Origin of the sequence: Alicyclobacillus fructus (assembly GCF_017329605.1) — a bacterium.
Lineage (GTDB): Bacteria > Bacillota > Bacilli > Alicyclobacillales > Alicyclobacillaceae > Alicyclobacillus > Alicyclobacillus fructus.
Genome location: NZ_JAFMTY010000014.1, coordinates 17,537 through 34,478 on the forward strand (window position 1 = coordinate 17,537; position 16,942 = coordinate 34,478).

Annotated in this window: 16 protein-coding genes and 2 tRNA genes; 4 read left to right on the forward strand and 14 right to left on the reverse strand. The window is 65.9% G+C overall.

All coding sequences use genetic code 11. The annotated features are described in order from the left end of the window. Positions 1–141 precede the first annotated feature (141 nt). Together J3481_RS08580 and J3481_RS08585 are read left to right on the forward strand one after the other, a co-directional pair. Positions 142–1,194: a YjgB family protein gene (locus J3481_RS08580; protein WP_206831662.1), complete on the forward strand. Its 1,053-nt coding sequence runs from the start codon at positions 142–144 to the stop codon at positions 1,192–1,194. 111 nt (positions 1,195–1,305) lie between these two features. Continuing rightward, the gene (locus tag J3481_RS08585; protein WP_206831661.1) at positions 1,306–1,848 is read left to right on the forward strand and encodes a 1,2-dihydroxy-3-keto-5-methylthiopentene dioxygenase; all 543 of its coding nucleotides are present in this window, start codon (positions 1,306–1,308) and stop codon (positions 1,846–1,848) included. 365 nt (positions 1,849–2,213) lie between these two features. Here J3481_RS08585 and J3481_RS08590 read toward each other — a convergent pair whose 3' ends face one another. From J3481_RS08590 to J3481_RS08615, 6 genes are all read right to left on the reverse strand, one after another. Next, positions 2,214–2,837: a TetR/AcrR family transcriptional regulator gene (locus tag J3481_RS08590; protein ID WP_206831660.1), complete on the reverse strand. Its 624-nt coding sequence runs from the start codon at positions 2,835–2,837 to the stop codon at positions 2,214–2,216. 117 nt (positions 2,838–2,954) lie between these two features. Then, positions 2,955–3,031 (reverse strand) — tRNA-Asp (locus J3481_RS08595). Between the two features lie 3 nt (positions 3,032–3,034). After that, positions 3,035–3,110, reverse strand: a tRNA-Met gene (locus tag J3481_RS08600). Between the two features lie 64 nt (positions 3,111–3,174). After that, the gene (locus J3481_RS08605; protein ID WP_328702081.1) at positions 3,175–3,396 is read right to left on the reverse strand and encodes a hypothetical protein; all 222 of its coding nucleotides are present in this window, start codon (positions 3,394–3,396) and stop codon (positions 3,175–3,177) included. A 63-nt stretch (positions 3,397–3,459) separates the two neighbouring features. Then, positions 3,460–3,774, reverse strand: coding sequence for a hypothetical protein (locus tag J3481_RS08610; protein ID WP_206831659.1), 315 nt, complete (start codon positions 3,772–3,774; stop codon positions 3,460–3,462). Between the two features lie 134 nt (positions 3,775–3,908). Next, entirely contained in the window at positions 3,909–4,238 is a 330-nt protein-coding gene (locus tag J3481_RS08615; protein ID WP_206831658.1) for a hypothetical protein, read from the reverse strand. 96 nt (positions 4,239–4,334) lie between these two features. On the opposite strand from J3481_RS08615, the gene J3481_RS08620 reads away from it, so the two are divergent. Further along, positions 4,335–4,574: a YkuS family protein gene (locus J3481_RS08620; protein WP_206831657.1), complete on the forward strand. Its 240-nt coding sequence runs from the start codon at positions 4,335–4,337 to the stop codon at positions 4,572–4,574. 42 nt (positions 4,575–4,616) lie between these two features. On the opposite strand, the gene J3481_RS08625 is transcribed toward J3481_RS08620, so the two are convergent. The 6 genes from J3481_RS08625 to J3481_RS08650 form a co-directional block, all read right to left on the reverse strand. Then, positions 4,617–5,558 carry an ROK family protein gene (locus J3481_RS08625; protein ID WP_206831656.1) on the reverse strand — a complete coding sequence of 314 codons (942 nt, stop codon included), beginning with the start codon at positions 5,556–5,558 and terminating at the stop codon, positions 4,617–4,619. 23 nt (positions 5,559–5,581) lie between these two features. Continuing rightward, on the reverse strand, positions 5,582–6,856 hold the full coding sequence (locus J3481_RS08630) for a glucose-6-phosphate isomerase (RefSeq protein WP_206831655.1): 1,275 nt from the start codon (positions 6,854–6,856) through the stop codon (positions 5,582–5,584). Between the two features lie 74 nt (positions 6,857–6,930). Next, complete coding sequence (locus J3481_RS08635; protein WP_206831654.1) at positions 6,931–7,554, reverse strand: histidine phosphatase family protein; 624 nt, start codon at positions 7,552–7,554, stop codon at positions 6,931–6,933. Then, positions 7,551–9,908 carry an RNA polymerase recycling motor HelD gene (gene helD, locus J3481_RS08640; protein ID WP_206831653.1) on the reverse strand — a complete coding sequence of 786 codons (2,358 nt, stop codon included), beginning with the start codon at positions 9,906–9,908 and terminating at the stop codon, positions 7,551–7,553. Before helD ends, J3481_RS08635 begins: the two co-directional genes overlap by 4 nt. Positions 9,909–10,048: 140 nt before the next feature. After that, positions 10,049–12,406, reverse strand: coding sequence for a YhgE/Pip domain-containing protein (locus tag J3481_RS08645; RefSeq protein WP_206831652.1), 2,358 nt, complete (start codon positions 12,404–12,406; stop codon positions 10,049–10,051). 5 nt (positions 12,407–12,411) lie between these two features. After that, a complete protein-coding gene (locus J3481_RS08650; RefSeq protein WP_236011439.1) occupies positions 12,412–13,020 on the reverse strand; it encodes a TetR/AcrR family transcriptional regulator in 609 nt (202 codons plus the stop codon). A gap of 164 nt (positions 13,021–13,184) precedes the next feature. On the opposite strand from J3481_RS08650, the gene pcp reads away from it, so the two are divergent. Continuing rightward, on the forward strand, positions 13,185–13,823 hold the full coding sequence (gene pcp / locus J3481_RS08655) for a pyroglutamyl-peptidase I (protein ID WP_206831650.1): 639 nt from the start codon (positions 13,185–13,187) through the stop codon (positions 13,821–13,823). A gap of 46 nt (positions 13,824–13,869) precedes the next feature. Here pcp and J3481_RS08660 read toward each other — a convergent pair whose 3' ends face one another. Further along, positions 13,870–15,486 carry a gamma-glutamyltransferase family protein gene (locus tag J3481_RS08660; protein ID WP_206831649.1) on the reverse strand — a complete coding sequence of 539 codons (1,617 nt, stop codon included), beginning with the start codon at positions 15,484–15,486 and terminating at the stop codon, positions 13,870–13,872. Positions 15,487–15,519: 33 nt separating this feature from the next. Next, on the reverse strand, positions 15,520–16,761 hold the full coding sequence (locus tag J3481_RS08665) for an aminopeptidase (protein WP_206831648.1): 1,242 nt from the start codon (positions 16,759–16,761) through the stop codon (positions 15,520–15,522). Positions 16,762–16,942: the final 181 nt, after the last annotated feature.

Sequence of the window (16,942 nt, forward strand, 5' to 3'; positions counted from 1 at the left end):
TATTGTGGATTGTCCTGTGGACAGCAGGCCAGCTCGGACCGGCAGCGGATGCACCGCTTCCCGCGGCGCGAGATGTCACGCTCGCTCCCTTCGACACGTCTTATGGGCAGCAAGATCACAAAACCTAAGGGGGTCCATCCCATGCGCACCGGATGGCAATCGACGAAGCGTGTACGAAAGGCGGCTCCGCTCGTCGCCGCCGCAGTCATGGCAACCTCTCTCGCAGGATGCGGGGCGCCCGCTGCTCCGCAAAACCAGGCGTCAGGAGCAGGAGCGCCCGCACAGAGCTCGGCCCAAACAGCCAACCTGACACCCACCAACGAGCCGTCGACGTCGACAAATCGCGCAACATCGGGCGCCCGCGTGCCTCAGAATGCCGTTTCGTCTGACGTCGCGCAGCCATCCCCATCTGCCATGGAGTCCCTCATTCTCGACACGATGAGCGCGGCGCGGCAAGGGAAGCTGCCCGGCATCCCGTTTCGCGATCAGATGAACATCGAACAGGTATCGAGTGCATGGGGCAAGCCGTCCCAGATGAGCGGCGCCGGCGCGGGCGTCTACGCCACCTACGCAAGCCGCGGCGTCGCCTTTGGACTCAACCAGGGCGATCAGATCTTTGACGTCCGCTCCTACGCGAGCTCATTCCGCCAGCTCACGTACGGCGAAATCGTGGGCGCGCTCGGCGCTCCGGGGACAGTGCGATACACGCAGACGTCCTACATCTACCTGTACCCTGCGGGGCCTGAGTATCAGCTCCTCTGGGTGTTCCCGCGCATGAAAGACGGAAGCCGCGGTCCCACGGTCGATCACGTCTCCGTCTTTTGGCCCCGCGGAACCATCGATATGATGGCGGCGACGCAACCCGCGCCCTCGGTGGCGATTGACCGAAAGCCGGTCGCGGGAAGCAACAGCTTCACGTTTCACATCGTGCAGGCGCCGAAAGGGTATCAGTTGGAAGAACTGATTTGGCTTCCGTCTCATGGGGACGCCGTCGTGAACACGTGGACACAGGCCGTGGCGCGCGCAGCCGCCGGGGCCACCAATCCAGGCTTCCTTGTCTCTCCGTCTCACTCGACCTTCACGTTCCGGTACTCACCGGAGATGCGCGGCCAAACCGGCCAGGTGGAAGTGATTTACCAAGCGACGTCCGGCGCGGCCATGATCGGCAACAGCCCGTCCTTCCGGCTCGAATGACGTCGAAATCCACACGCGCGGCCTATAGACAAATGCCGGGCGGAATTCTACGATATACAGCAAGCCCGACGTTTTGGATCGGCGCATCTGGAGAAAAGGAGGTCGGCGCGGTTGGCCTACGTGCGCATTCGCAACACCGGTGAGGAAATTCGCGGAGAAGATCGGGTTCGGGAGTTTCTGAACCAGAACGAAGTCTATTACGATCACTGGGACGTCAACAGGAGACTTCCGGAGTCTTTGAAGGGCAAGTTCGATCTCTCGGACGCGGAGAAGGAAGAGATTCTGCAGGCCCTGCAGGAAGAGATCCAGGATTTGAGCCGCAAACGCGGCTACGTGAAGTGGGACGTCATTTCGCTGTCGGAGTCGACGCCGAACCTGGAGGAGTTGCTCAAGAAGTTCGAGCAAGTGCACACGCACACGGAGGACGAGGTCCGCGCCATCGTCTCGGGAAGCGGCATCTTCATCATCAAAGGGAAAGACGGCGGCTATTTTGACGTCGTCCTGAGCGCTGGCGACGTCATCTCCGTTCCGGAAGGCAACCCGCACTTCTTCACGCTGACGGAAGAGCGAAAGGTCGTGGCGGTGCGCCTGTTCATCGATCCAGCGGGCTGGGTGGCTCACCCGTACGAGGATCCGGCGTTTCAACAGGCGTGATCGCGCACATGACCGGGCGGCCGACAAGGCCGCCTTGTTTGTGTTCGCTCGAGAAGGTCCCTCGAAAGCGTCCTCCTGCTTGCGGCGAAGGAGCGGAAAGGGCGCACGGCGGCCCGGCCAAGCCGCCGGCGCCCCTCGCGCCTCAGCAGGAAGCCGTGGCAACCGGCCCAGCCGGAACGAAGAGGAAGAACAGCACGAAGATGATCAGGAACACGACCGCCCAACGGGTGTACCCGCCAAACACACCGTACATCGACACCAGCCTCCTTCTGTGCAAGCGTTCGCTATACGGTATGTGGCGGATTTCGCGCCGGCCTAGACGACCGCCCGGTTTCGGCAAGATGGGCCATGGCCCATGTGGCGCTTCACCGCGGTTCGATCCCGCTCCACAGCAGATCGACGACTTGGCTTGCCAGCCATTCGATCACGTCCTCGCCTCCGCCTCGCCGCTCGACCTCCAGTTTGGCCATGGCGAGCGTCGCCAGGTAGGCGCGCGCGGCAAACGGCGCGTCGATGGCGCGCAGGTGTCCGCGCTCCGCTTCCGCCTGGAATTCATCCGCAATCACCTGAATCAGGCGCTCCTCCGCTTCCCGCAAATCCTTCAATTGTTCCGCCTTGAGCACGGCCTGGCTTCCCCGCATGATGTGATTCATGTCGAGCGTGGCGTCGATGCCAAGCCGCGTCCGCGTCAATTGGAGAAGCCGATCGCGCAGAGGCCCCGGTCCCCGCAGAATGGAACGCGTGCGCTCGCGGGACATCTGCATGACAAAGAGCATCGCCTGATGGAACAGGCCGGTCTTCGAACGGTAGTAGTAGTACACCACGGCCTTCGTCACCCCGGCCCTCGCCGCAATCTGGTCCATGGACACGGCGGCGTATCCGTCCTCCATGAAGCAGTGGGCGGCGGCCCGGAGAATCTTCTGCGCCGTCGGCTCGTCCACCTCAACGAGCGGCGGCCGGCCGGGGCGGCGGGATTGCGCGTTGGACATCCATCTCACCTTCTCGTCCCACCAGGTCGCTTTCGATGGTAGCGAAGTTGGTGCAATCGCGCAAAGCGCGCCCCCAATGCGAAAGGGCCGCCCGATTGGGCGACCCTTCTCGTTCTTTGGCGGAGCCGACGGGATTCGAACCCGCGATCTCCTGCGTGACAGGCAGGCATGTTAGGCCTCTACACCACGGCTCCATGTGGTTGCGGGGGCAGGACTCGAACCTGCGACCTTCGGGTTATGAGCCCGACGAGCTGCCAACTGCTCCACCCCGCGATATTCATCGTCGCTCGCCTAACGCGGCGAACGCTTTAGACTATAACACAGCATTCCCTTCTCGTCAAGCGCCATTCGGCCCATCCAATTCAATTTCCAGCAGCGGTTCCGGTTCGAACGGCCGGTTCTCGGCCTGCCGTTCCGCGAGAAACCGCCGGATCTGCTGCTTCACGTCCTGCACCGCGTGTCCCTTGTTCTGCCGCAGCGCCCGGCACATCGGGATTTCCGCGCAGGTCGCCAGGTACATGCCGTCCGGCATCCGAAACGTCGAGATGTGAAGCTTCACGCCACTCACTCCCCATCCCGCATTGTACCGAAGCTCGCGCCGAATCGCCACCTCGCCGCCGGACTAGGCCAAATGAACGCGCACGATGTCCTCGCCGCGGATGTCGCAGAGCGCAAGCGTCCGATTGACGTCCTCGACGAGCTCCTGCAGAATCTCGCCGCGCTCGTCCTCTCCCAAGGCCGGATCCACTTCGATCACCTGGTTCACGAGCAGATGAATCGAATCCACTTTCGCCGGCCGAATGTGCACCGAGCGATCGCGCCGCCGCTGCAGATGATGCACGCAGATGCGTTGCACGAGACAGACGATGAGCTGCCGCTCTCGCTCGGTGAGCCCGTGTTCCGGGTGTCGAAGTTGCAACTGCAATAGGTCGGCCATGCGTCGAAGCCCCTTGTCGGCAAACCAATCTCCATTCTCTCTCGATTCTACAAGAAACCTGAACCGAATGTCTCGTGGTGATTGTTTCCGATCGCATGGCCGCCAAGCCCGTCGAACCGCCCGCCCATTTCGACTCAGTGATGGTAGATGGCCGCGCCGATGATGAAGAGGATGGTGGCAACCACCCATCCCGTCAACCGGCGCGATCGCTTCGAGGCGGGGGACGTCAAGACGTGCAGGAGGATCACCGCCACAACCATGATGATGGGGTGCAAAATGAACGACCAACCCGGCCTGCGCAGGATCCACGTGATGATGCCGAACAGAACCTGCAGGTCAAACAGTCCAATGACGATGCCGCGCAGCGCCCGCGGAAGTCCGCGCTGTGTCGCGAGCTCCCATCCCGTCGCGAGGATGGCGAGGATGATGAGGATCACGCCAAAGATCATGTGAATGTGGCCCATCTGGGTTTCACCTCCTCCATGGGCAAAACCGCGCCCGCATATTTTCGATTCGGCCTCAAACACTATGCCCTGAAGGAACTCAAGGAGGGATGCGTCATGAAAGCCGTGGCTGTGGAACCTGGTTTGACGCCCGTGAAAGAGTACCTTCAGAGCCAGGGGTGCCAGGTGGTCGACATGTCCTCCCACGTGGAGCCTTCGGTGGGCGCCGTCGTGATCACCGGACTCGACAAAAACCTCATGGGGATGCAGAGCGCCATCCAGCAGGTCCCCGTCATCTCGGCGGACGGCCTGTCGCCAGAGGCTGTGTACGATCGCGTCAAGGACTACCTCCAATAATGCGAAGCTCATTCGCCCGTGAGGCAGGGGATGTCCCCTGCCTCACAAGCTTTCAATGTCCTGCAACACCAGCCGGGCCGCCCCCAGGACGCCAGCCTGATCGCCCAACTTGGCCGGCACCAGTCTGCAGGCGCGCGCGACGCGGGCCAAAGCCTCGCGTTGAAACGCCGCGCGCAGCGGCTCCATGAGCTGATCTCCCGCATTGACGAGCCCGCCCGCGACGACGATCACGTCCGGATTCAGGATGTTGGCCACGACCGCGAGCCCGACCGCCAACCAGTGAATCATCTCGTCGACGACCGCCTGCGCCGCCGCATCGCCCTCGGCGGCCAGCGCGAACACCTCTTTCGCCGTGAGCTCGCCGCCGCTCGGGCTCTTCACGCCAGCCTGCACGGCGTGGCGCACGAGCGCAGTCGCCGAAGCGAGGGTTTCGAGGCAGCCGCGATGGCCGCAATTGCACAGCTCGCCGCCGTTCTTCACCATGATGTGACCGATTTCACCAGCCATCGTCGAAGCGCCGCGGTGAATGCGCCCGCCGATGACAATGCCGCCGCCGACACCCGTCCCAAGCGTCACGCAGAGCGCCGTGTGCGCATTCTTGCCCGCGCCGAGCCACACCTCGCCGAGCGCCGCGACGTTGGCGTCGTTGTCCACGCGAACAGGTTTGTCTAGCGAAGACGCAAGCAGATCGGCTAGCGGAACATCCCGCCAGTGCAAATTGACCGCTTCCTCCACCCAACCGCGCTCCACGTCCAGAAAGCCCGCCATGCCCACGCCCGCGCCCGCGACCGAGTCCCACGCCACGGACGCCTCGTCCGCCATGGAGCGGGCCTCTGCGCCGACCGTGCGGGAGAAGGCCTCCGGCCCCCGCTCGGGGGCCGTGGGGATGGACCTGTCCGCCCATACGCGGCCATCGCCGTCCACGATGGCCAATTTCACGTTGGTACCGCCGATGTCGATGCCAAGCGCAAGCTTCTGTTCCATCCGTTGCCCCTTCTCCTTGTCACTTACGCCTTCAAGCGCGATCGCATTTCGTTCTTGTAAGCCTCGACGCCCGGCTGATCGAACGGATTGGTTCCCATGAGATACCCGCCGACCGCGCAGGCCACCTCAAAGAAATACACCAGCTCGCCATAGAGCGACTCCGGATCGCCCTTCGCACGAATCAACAGGTTCGGCACACCGGCCTCGCTGTGCGCCACCATCACCGACTCGATGGCCACCTCCTGCAGCCGAGAGAACGGGACGCCGTCGAGATACGCGTTCTTCTCATCCAGGCCCGCTGGAACCACCAGATCCGGCGCGTCCGACAGGTGCACATCGAGGACCGTTTCCACGAGGATCTTGCGCGCGTCCTGCACGTACTGGCCCATGGAGTGAAGATCCGTCGTGTAGCGCAGCATGGTGGGGAACAGACCGGTGCCGTCCTTGCCCTGGCTCTCGCCAAACAGCTGTTGCCACCAGCCCGCGAAGTCCGCGACGCGCGGCTCATACGTGACGAGCGCTTCCGCCACGAACCCCTGTTGATACAGCACGTGGCGCGCGAGGGCGTACTTGACCGCCGGATGATTCTTCACCTCGAGCTTGGACAGTTCCTCGCGCATGCGCGCCGCGCCCTCCATCACGCGCTTGTAGTCGATCCCGGCGAGCGCCATCGGCAAAAGCCCGACAGCCGTCAGAACCGAGTACCTCCCGCCGATGTCGTCCGGGATGGGCAGCGTCACGTACTTCCGCTCGTCCGCGAACTGGCGCAGGCTCCCCTTTTCCGCGTCCGTAATGGCGCAGATGCGGCGATTCGCCTCCTCCACGCCGTACCGCTTCTCGAGGTACTCCCGGAACGTGTGGAACACGGCCGAAGGCTCGAGCGTCGTCCCGGATTTCGACACCACCACCAGCGTGACCTCGCGCTTGTCCAGGTACTTGAGCAAGTGCGCGTGGTAGGTCGGGCTCAGCTGTTGGCCCGCAAAAATCACCTCATGCTGACCTTCCGTGGTGAAGGCGGGCTTCGCCATGGACAGCGCCGACTGCGCGCCCAGGTACGACCCGCCGATGCCGATCACGACCGTCGCATTCGACTTGGCGCGAAAATCCGCCGCAATGGCGTCCACGTCGCGGTACAGCGCGCCGTGATCCGTCACCGGCCAATCGATCCACCCTTTGCCGAACGCGTCGCGATCGCGGTTATACAGCTCTCCAAACGCGAACTTGGCCAGAGGCTCGAGTCGCGCCTCGTGTTCTTCCGTGAACCATCTTCTCGCTTTCTCCAGGGACAGTTCGATCACGTCTTCCCCTCCTAGCGTCGCGAATCTCCGAAAGTATCTTACCACAACGCGCGGACAAACCATTCCGGCCCGATCTATTCGTCGATCTCCGGCACCCGGTTGAGCGCGTGCAGCCTTACGCCCTCCTCCTCGCTGTACTCCAGGATGTTGAGGCAGGCGTTCTCCTGTACAATGCGTCGGTAGTGGCGCGCGTCGAGCCCCATGAGCCCGAGGATGAGCAGCCGGTTGATGGTGTTGTGGGCGACGATGACGAGATCGCCGCCTGCATAGCGCGCCACGACGTCCAAAAACGCGTCGACGGCCTCCTGCTGGCGCTCGTATAGGCGGTCCCCGCCCGGGATCTCCGCCTTCTCGGGGCGGACGAGCCACTCCGCGTACAGATCGGGGTACAGGCGATTCACCTCGGCCCGCGTGAGGCCTTCCCAGACGCCAAATCCCACCTCGCGAAATCCCGCGTGCGCGACGAGCGGACATTCCGCCGCCCCGGCCAGCGACTCGCGGATGGCGGTCGCGGTCTCGAGCGATCTGCGCAGGCCCGAGTGGATCATCGCCACCGGCCGCACGCCCCGGATGAGCCGGGCGGCGCGCCGGGCCTGCTGCCACCCGAGCGCCGTCAGCCCCACGTCGGACGTCCCGCAGAACCGCTCGCCGTCCGCGTTGTATACCGTCTGCCCGTGCCGGAAGAGGTAAATCTTCACCGGGCGTTCACCTCCGCCGCGTCCACGCGCTCGTACGTGCCTTCGGGCTGCGCGAGAATCCACGGACTCGCCTCGCCCACGGACACCAGGCGCAGTTCGTGCATGGCGCGCGTGCAGGCCGTGTACAGCAACTGCCGATCGAACGCCGTGCAGTATCGCTCGCGGGACGCGTCGGCGATGATGACGCCATCGAACTCGACGCCCTTCGCCAGGTAAACCGGCGCCACCACGACGCCCGGCTCAAGGCTCACCGCGCGCTTGTCGAGGCGGCGGAGCTTCACGCCGAGCGGCTCCAGCGCCCGCGTCAACCGCTCCGCCTCCGCCTGCGTCTTGGTCAACACCGCCATCGTCTGGTACCCCAAATCCGCAAACTCAGCGAGCCACCGGGCGATCACGCCCGCCTGCCGGGCCTCATCCGCCACTTCCACCAGCTGTGGCCGCGCGCCGTCGCGATCGAACGGCTGAATCGCCTCGCCCTTCGGCACCATCCCGCGGGTGAACAACACAATTTGGCGCGTCGAGCGGTAGCTCTGGCCAAATTCCACCCGCACGAGCCCCGGGAACAGCCTCGCCATCTCGCCCTCCTCGAGAATGCCGGGCGACTGCGGCGACACGAGTTGGTGCGGATCGCCGAGCATCGTGATGCGGCTGTAGGGAAAGAGGCTGCGGATGAGGCGAAGTTGCAGCACGGAGTAGTCCTGCACCTCGTCCACCAACACGTGGCGGATGGGGGCGCTCACCGCGCGGCCGAGGATCTGCTCCTTCATGTAGAGATACGGAGTCGCGTCCTCGTACCAGAGCGTGCCCTCGTCCATTTCGCGCACGGTCTGGCGGCAGATCTGCGCCCAGTCGTCCGCGTCAAACCCGTCGGGCGGATTCGCCGCCGCCTCCTCGAACCAGGCGCGGTACAGACCCGCCGTGTCGACGAAGCGCAGCGCCTCCACGAAGCGGCGCACGGGCGATAGCATCCTGCGCAGCACCTCGCGGCCGAGCAGCCTGCGCGCCTCCTCCTGCTCGTCGAGATCCGGGCGCTCGCGCTTGCGCTTCGCGGCCGTCCGCTCGGCGCGCCGATACGCCTCGTCCGGCAATCCGTCCACCGCCTTCTGCACCCAGTCGGAGAGCGCCTCGTCGCGCTCGAACCGGCGAAGGCGGTTCAAAAGCTCCTCTTTGACGAGATCGACACGAAGAGGAAGGCGAAGGCCCGGATCCGTGGCGTCAAACGCGGCCTTGATGTCGGTGGCCGTCGCGATGACGCGCCCCTCCACGAGGATGGGGCGGAAGCGCATGCGAGGGCCCAACCCCGCGACGTACCGGTCGATCTCGTCCGCAAACGCCTTCGACGCCTTGTACCGCACCGCCCGCGCCATGCGGCTGTCCTCGCCCGCCTCGAGCAGGCGCTCCATTTGATCGAAGGGATCCTCCACGACGAACTCGTCCTCGAGCCGCGCGCAGAGGTAGTCGTAGAACGTCGCCTGTTCGATGTTGTCCTCACCGAGTTCCGGCAACACGTTCGAGATGTACGACATGAAGAGCGGGTTCGGCGAGAAAAAGAGCATCTGGCGCGCGTCGAGCTCGCCCCGGTGCTTGTACAACAGGTACGCCGCGCGCTGCAAGGCGGCCGACGTCTTGCCGCTGCCGGCAGCGCCGGTGACGAGAAGGGCCGGCGATTCGTCGTCGCGGATGACGATGTTCTGCTGGCGCTGAATCGTCGCGACGATGTTGTGCATCTGCGCGTCTGAGCGGCGCGAAAGGGCGTACATGAGAAGCTCGTCCCCGATGGTCAGCCCCGCGTCGAACATCGCCAGAATCCTGCCGCCGCGGATGACAAACTGGCGCTTCAGCGTCATCTCCCCGCGCACGATCCCGGCCGGCGCCTTGAACGAGGCCGGTCCAGGCAGCGCGTCGTAGTACACGCTCGAAATGGGCGCGCGCCAGTCGTGCACGAGGAACGCCTGCTCGCGTTCATCGCGAAACGAGGCAATCCCGATGTAGATGGGCTCCGCCTCGCGCTCGCCCTCGTAGCGAAAGTCGATCCGCGCAAAAAACGGCGACAACACCTGGCGTTCCAGCGTGCGCTTGGTCTTCGCCGCCTGCTGATAGCGCCGCTCCCGCTCGCCGAGGACCTCCGCCTGCTGGCGGATGGCGAAGTGGGTCTCGACGAGATCGTCCAACGTGCTCAGGTTGATGGTCACGTCGTCCCAGAAGTGCCGGCGAAACTCGACGATTTCGCTGCGCACGCCGCTCATGACACCATCGAGCTCCGCGAGCTTGGCGCGCATGGCGGCCACGACGCGATCGACGTACGCCTGTTCCGCCCCCCACTCGGGGTGTTGCGCTGAGGGTTGTCCTTCCATGCGACCGGTTCCTCCTTCAGCGTGGCTTTGCGCGAACCGCACGATGGCGCCAGGCGGGTGTGTGCGCGGCGCCATCTCAACAGACGGAGGCGCTCCCGTCGACTGCGGGGGAGCGCCTCGATGGAGTTCTCCGTATCAGTTTACACCGAATTGGGTTCCGAGCGCCCGATGCGCCGGAAGAAACCCACAAAAACGAGCGCGCCGAGGGCGATGAACGCAGCGGTGTAGGCGGCGAGTTGCGCGAGATCGCGCGCCATGAGGGCCGGATCGCCCCCGCCGACGAGGTAGCGGAAGCCGCTCACGGCGGCGTACATCGGCAGCCAGGGTCCGACCGCCTGGAAGAACGGCGGCGACAGGCTCACCGGATAGGTGCCCGACGTCGATGTGAGCTGCAGGATGAGCAGCACGACGCCGAGGAACCGCCCAGGATTGTCGAGCGCCGCCACGAAGGCGAGCAGGATGGACGCGAAGGTGGTGCTCACGAACAGCGAAAACAGCACGAAATCGAGCGGGTGCTCCGTATGCACGCCGATCACGCCGAGCACCACGGCGTCAGCGATAAGCGCCTGCACCCAGGCGATGGCGACGATGAGCAGCCACTTCGACAAGAACCACCGGACGCCGCTCTGTGGCTCGCCGTACGGCTCGCGGAAGGGCAGGATGACGCTCATCATCAGCACGCCGACGTACAGCCCGAGCGAAAGGAAGTAGGGCGCAAAGCCGTTGCCGTAGGTCAGAATGTCGCCGAGTTCCACCTGGTGGACGGAGACGGGGTGGGCCACGGCGCGCTGCACCGCTCCGCCGTGCAGCGCCTGCAGCTGAGACGCCCCACGCCCGAGGTTCGACGCGAGGGCGGCTGACCCGTTGGCGAGCTTGCCCACGCCCGCTTGATAAGCGCCAAGGCCTTCTGCGAGTTGGTTGGCGCCGCCTGCGAGCGACGCCGCGCCGCCCGCGAGCGCGCGGTTCCCGGCCGCCAGCCTGGCCGCGCCCGACTGCAGCTGCGCCAAGCCGCCGCCAAGAGACGACGAAGCCTGTTGCGCCGCGCCGACGCCCGCGGCCAGGCGGCCCGCACCTTGAGCGATTTGGCTCGCGCCTGCGGCGAGTTGTCCGGAGGCCGAAGCCAGCCGCTCGCCGCCTTGCGCCACGCCGTTCGCGCCCTGCGCGAGCTTCGAGAGACCCTGCTGCAGCGGTCTCGCGCCCTGCTCCGCTTCCTGCAGCCCCGAGGCCAGCGATTCGGCGCCTCCAGCCACCTGTGAAGCCCCCTGCGACAGTCCAGAAGCGCCTGCGGCCAGCTGTTCGTTGGCCGACGCGGTCTGCGCGGCGCCTTGCGCCACCTCGGCGCTCATCGCAAGGAGCTGCTGAAACGCCGGGGTCCCGGCGAGGGCCGGATTGGCCTGCGCCAACTGCCGAAGTCCGTCCGCCAACTGCTTCGCGCCGGACGCCAGGCGCTGCGATCCGGCTGAAGTCTGATTCGCGGCCTGCGCGAACTGGGACGCGTTCTGCGCAAGCGATCCGGCGCCTTGCGCCACCTGAGCCGCGCCCATGTGCAGCTTGTCCAGATTCGCCGCCAGCGTTCCCGCGCCTGCGGCCAGCTGCGATGCGCCCTGGCCGACCTGCCGGGCCGCTTGCCCCAGCGCGCGGCCGGCCTGCCCGAACGACTTCGCCCGATCCGCCCACGACGAAGCCCCCTGCGCGAGCGATTGTGCGCCCTGATTCAGCGCCGCAAGCCCTGCACTCAGGCGCTCGGCGCCCGACGCGGCCCGAGACGCCCCTTCCGCCCATGCCCCTGCGCCCTGAGACGCCTGCTCAAGGCCCGTCTGGAGCCGGTTCGCCCCTGCTGCCAATCGCGCCGCACCGCTTTGCAAGAGCCCACCCTTCGCCTGAAGCGTTCGGCCGCCGGATGCGAGTTGTCCCGCCGCCGCGGCCGCCTGATGCAGTCCGTCGCGGGCGTGCGCGAGCGCGTCGACGAGCGACGCCGTGTAGGACTGCGCCAGCCCGAGCGCCGTCTCCGACGCGAGCTTCACCGTGGCGTTCCGCCCGATCACGCCCGCGATGTAGTTGTATCGGTCGTTCGTGACGCTCGTGATCTCCGGCGCAGGCGCGCCCGTGTGCTCGGCGCGATCGACCGCTCGCCGCGAGAAGTCGCGCGGAATCACGATCTCCATGGCATACGCCCCGTCCGCCATCCCCGCGGAGGCCTGCGCGGGCGTCACGAAGCGCCAACCGAGGCTGTGATCGTCCCTCAGCTTCGCCACGAGGTCCCGCCCCGCGTTCAAGCGCTCGCCGTGAAACGACGCGCCCACATCCTCGTTCACCACCGCCACGGGCAGGCGATCAAGATGGCCGTAAGGGTTCCAAAACGCCCAGAGAAAGGCCCCCGCGTACAGCACCGGGATGAGCGCGATCCCGATGACTTGGACGGCCATCTTCGGCCTGCGAAGCCTTGCGAATTCCTGAAACACCGACCGGCGCCCGACACTTTCCGGAACCACCGCCATCCCGCTCACCCTCCTTCTCCCGTGGGACGGCCCTCCGCCGCCGTCTCGCGCTCTTTCAGGCGCAGGCCGTCGACGAACACGCTGATGAACAACTGATACAAATCCTCCTCCGACAAAGGCCCGCGCGCGGGCGAAAAGTCGCGCAGAACCGCGGTGTAGGCGCGAAGCAGCACGAACGCGACGAGATCGACGCGGCAACGCCGAACCACGCCGAGTTCCACGCCGCGCTGCAGGTGGCGCGCCAGATAGTCCACGACCGCGCCCTCGATCTCCTGAAGCCCGGCGCGCGCCTCTGCCGTGCCAAATTGCCGGACCTCCTGCACGAGCTTGGACAGCATGGCGTGATCGCCCCGAAACTGCATCAGCGCGCGAAGTCCCCGCTCGAGGTTGCGGAAGTAGTCGTCCCCTTCCACTTGCGCCGCCTCAAACGCTTCGCGCACTTTGGCGATCACGTCTCGCAACATGTGCTGAAACAGCGCTTCCTTGCTCGGAAAGTGAAGGTAGATGGCCCCTTTGCTGACGCCCGCGAGCCGGGCGATTTGGTCCATCGTCGTCCCTTTGTAGCCAAACTCGGAGAACGCGCGCTTGGCGGCCTCCTCAATCCGATCGCGCATGATCATCCCCCGCCTTCTGACCAAAATTCTAATTTGGTCACTCGGTCAATGCAAGCACGCCCGCTTGATGCGCCGACAGGATTTCCAAAGGGCGAACGCGAACAGATCAGGGCATACGCACCGCGGTTGCGCCGCGGAAATCGGTCGGCGATGGGGGAAGGCCCATGGACGCGATATTGGTGACAGGATTCGAGCCGTTTCAGGGGGAGGCGCTCAACCCGTCGTGGGAAGTGGCGAGATCGCTCGCGGGAGAGACCGTGGGCGTCCACTATCGAATTATCGCGAGGCGCCTGCCCACCGTATATGGCCGGGCTGGAGAGGAATTGATGAGCGCCATCCGGGAGGTGCAGCCGCGCGCCGTCGTCTGCCTGGGCGAAGCCGGAGGCCGCACCCACGTGACTCCGGAGCGCATCGCCATCAATATCATGGACGCGCGCATCCCGGACAATGCGGGCCAAAAGCCCATTGACGAACCCATCGCGCCGGACGGGCCCGCGGCCTACTTCTCCACGCTTCCCATCCGCGCCATGGTGGAGGCGATGCGCGGCGCTGGCGTCCCCGCGCACATCTCGAACACGGCGGGAACGTTCGTGTGCAACGACACATTTTACCGGCTGATGCATTTTATTGCCGAACAGGCGCCAGGGGTCATCGGGGGGTTCATCCACGTGCCGTATATGACGGAGCAGGTGCTGGACAAACAGGCGGCGTCGCTTCCGCTCAGCACATTGGTGGCGGGCATCCGCACGGCGCTCTCGGTGGTCGCTTCGGCGCTCGGGCCGGCTGGCGTGCCGAGGTGTTAAAGGCAGAGGGGCAGGCCATCGTCCTGCCCCGCTTCTTTACATCCGCTCACCACGCGGCAATCGATCCGTCCGCGCGCGGCTCCGTCGCGCCTGCGAGCGCGCCGTTCGGCAGGCGCCAGATGATCTGACCGCGGCCAAACGGCGTGCCGTCGTCCGTCACCTCGACCTCGTGCCCGCGCGCGCGAAGCTTGGCGATCACGTCCTCGCCGAGCGCCGCCTCGGCCGCCACCCGCTTCCCCTGCAGCCACTGCCAGCGGGGCGCGTCGAGCGCCGACTGCGGGTTGCGGGCGAGATCGAGCATGTGCACGAGCACCTGCACGTGTCCCTGCGGCTGCATGAAGCCGCCCATCACGCCAAACGGCCCCACGGGCTCGCCCGCCCGCGTCAAAAAGCCGGGGATGATGGTGTGATACGGGCGCTTGCGCGGGCCGAGGGCGTTCGGATGCGAGGGATCCGGCGAAAAGTTGTGCCCGCGATTCTGCAGCGAGACGCCCGTCCCCGGCACCACGATGCCGCTGCCGAAGCCCATGTAGTTGCTCTGGATATACGACACCATGTTGCCTTCGCCGTCCGCGGCGCACAGGTAGACCGTGCCGCCGTAGTACGGCCGTTCCACCGGAGGCACATGCGCCTCGCTGCCGATCTTGGCGCGAAGCTCAGCCAAGTGCTCCTTCGACAGGAGGGACGCCGGTTGCACGCGCATGAAGCGCGGATCGGCCACTTCGCGCAGCGCCACGCCGAACGCGAGCTTGATGGCCTCGATCATCGCGTGCGCGCGCTCCGCCTCGTCCATGGAGGCGAGGGCGATCCCGTCCAGGGCGCCGAGCGCCATCAGGGCCACGATGCCCTGGCCGTTCGGCGGCAACTCCCACACCTCAAAGTCCCGGTAGCGCACGGAGAGCGGCTCGACCCACTCGGGCTGGTAGGCGGCGAGATCGCGCTTCGCGAGGAGGCCGTCCGTCTCCCGCGAAAACGCGTCGATGGCGTCTGCGATCTCGCCCTCGTAAAACGCCCGCCCGTTGGAGGATGCAATCGCTTCCAACGTGCGCGCGCCATCCGGGTTGCGGAACCGGTCACCGGGGCCGGGGACCTCGCCCCCCGGCGCGAAGAGGGAGAAGAACGGGCGGTGGACAGGACCGGCGAGGCGCTCCCGGTAGGTCTCCATCGCGCGGCGCCAGTTGCGCGCCGTCACGGGTTGCACGGGGAACCCGTCGCGGGCGAGATCGACCGCGGGCGCGAGCACGTCCTTGAGCGGCAGTCGGCCGAACCGCTCGACGAGAGCCGCCCACGCCGCCGGCGCCCCGGGCACGTTCACGGGCAGCCAGCCGTGCGTCGGAAGCTCCCGCAGCCCTCGCCGGGACAGCTCCTCGAAGGTCAACCGCTCGGGCGAATGGCCGCTGGCGTTCAGACCGTAGAGCTTGCCGTCCTTGCACACGATGGCGAACGCGTCGCTGCCGATGCCGTTCGACGTCGGCTCCACAATGGCCAGGGCCGCCGCGGCCGCCACCACGGCGTCGATGGCGTTGCCGCCTCGCCGCATCACCTCAAGCCCAGCCTCGGAGGCGAGCGGCTGGGTCGTCGCCACCATGCCTCTGCTGGCGAACACCACCGTGCGCCGCGATTCAAATTCGTATGCCGTCGCGTCCCAGTGAGGCTTCACCATTCGTCGTCTCCCTCCTCGCTGCCAACAGGCGCCTTACGCCTCGCTCGCCCAGCGGCCCTTGCGGAAGATGGGCACCGTGCGGCCATCCTTCAGGACGGCGTCGATGTCGAGATCGGCCGAGCCAATCATGAAGTCCACGTGCACCAGGCTGTCGTTCAGCCCATGCGCCTCCCAGTCCTGAGGCGCGAGTTGATGCCCGCCCTCGATGAGCGGATAGGCGCGGCCGATGGCCAGGTGGCAGCTTGCGTTCTCGTCAAACAGGGTGTTGTAGAAGATCCGGTTCATCTGCGCGATGGGCGAATCCACCGGCACGAGCGCCACCTCGCCGAGGTAATGGCTGCCCTCGTCCGCCTCGATGATGGCCTTGAGCGCGTCCTCGCCCCTGTCTGCGCGGTATTCGACGATCCGCCCGTTTTCAAAGCGAAGCCGCATGCCTTCGATGAGCGATCCGCCGTGATTGAGCGGCATCGTGCTCGCCACGGTGCCATGCACGCCCGTCTTCTTCGGCGCCGTGAACACTTCCTCCGTGGGAATGTTGGCCACGAAGCGAAGTCCCTTGACGTCGGGATGGCCAGCCGCCTCGAAGTAGTGGCCCTCCGCGAGCTCCACCGTGAGATCCGTCCCCGGCGCCCGATAGTGGAGCGCGTGGATCTTCAGGCCGTTCAACCAGGCGGCGCGCCGCTTCAGGTTGGCGATGTGCTGTTCCCAGTCGGCGACGGGATCCGCGCCCGTCGCCCGCGACGCCTGCAGGATGTCCCGCCACAGGGCCTCGAACCGCTCTTCGCGCGGCAACTCCGGGTGCACCGCGTCGGCCCAGGCCTGCGTCGGCGCCGAGGCCAGCGTCCAGCGGTAGCGGTCGTTGGTGCGCTGGTTGTCAAACGGCCGGAATGCCTCGCGGACGGCCCGCTCGGCCTGCTGGACCCTATCGCGCGGGATGCCGGCGAAGAGCGCCGGATCACTCGCAGGCATGGCGATGTACGCCGCCCCCATCTCGGCGAGTCGCTCGACCCACTGCACCTGCCACTTGGCGCGATCGCGCAGGATGGCGAGATCCGCGCGCTTCACGGTCTCGCGCAGCCACCACTCGTCGCCCCAGTCGATATGCACGTAGCTCGCGCCCGCGTCGTACGCGGCCTGCGCGAGAAGCCTCGCAAACGGCACCTGATCCGGGTACACCTGGCGCGCGCCGAAGCCGATGACCAGCGGCTGCCCGGGCTGCAGATTCACCCCCACGCGCACGATCAGTTCCGCATACTTCTTCATTTGCTCGATCACGTCGTTCGCTCCCCTTGTAAGCCATCGATGCGATTCACCACGAACGCTCCTCCCCCACTATATCAAATTGCTCGAGTTCACGAGAGCTTCACACAAGGGTCACACTTCCTTCGCGGGCGGTTCACAGTCGACTCGTACACTCGCGTTGAAACCCATCCCTTGGTGAATCCCGCGTTCGAAA

Bases quoted from the DNA above. Each gene is read 5' to 3' on its own strand.
- J3481_RS08580 (WP_206831662.1), top strand. From the start codon at position 142: ATGCGCACCGGATGGCAATCGACGAAGCGTGTACGAAAGGCGGCTCCG.
- J3481_RS08590 (WP_206831660.1), bottom strand. From the start codon at position 2,837: ATGTCCAACGCGCAATCCCGCCGCCCCGGCCGGCCGCCGCTCGTTGAG.
- J3481_RS08610 (WP_206831659.1), bottom strand. From the start codon at position 3,774: ATGGCCGACCTATTGCAGTTGCAACTTCGACACCCGGAACACGGGCTC.
- J3481_RS08615 (WP_206831658.1), bottom strand. From the start codon at position 4,238: ATGGGCCACATTCACATGATCTTTGGCGTGATCCTCATCATCCTCGCC.
- J3481_RS08620 (WP_206831657.1), top strand. From the start codon at position 4,335: ATGAAAGCCGTGGCTGTGGAACCTGGTTTGACGCCCGTGAAAGAGTAC.
- J3481_RS08625 (WP_206831656.1), bottom strand. From the start codon at position 5,558: ATGGAACAGAAGCTTGCGCTTGGCATCGACATCGGCGGTACCAACGTG.
- helD (WP_206831653.1), bottom strand. From the start codon at position 9,908: ATGGAAGGACAACCCTCAGCGCAACACCCCGAGTGGGGGGCGGAACAG.
- J3481_RS08645 (WP_206831652.1), bottom strand. From the start codon at position 12,406: ATGGCGGTGGTTCCGGAAAGTGTCGGGCGCCGGTCGGTGTTTCAGGAA.
- J3481_RS08650 (WP_236011439.1), bottom strand. From the start codon at position 13,020: ATGCGCGATCGGATTGAGGAGGCCGCCAAGCGCGCGTTCTCCGAGTTT.
- pcp (WP_206831650.1), top strand. From the start codon at position 13,185: ATGGACGCGATATTGGTGACAGGATTCGAGCCGTTTCAGGGGGAGGCG.
- J3481_RS08660 (WP_206831649.1), bottom strand. From the start codon at position 15,486: ATGGTGAAGCCTCACTGGGACGCGACGGCATACGAATTTGAATCGCGG.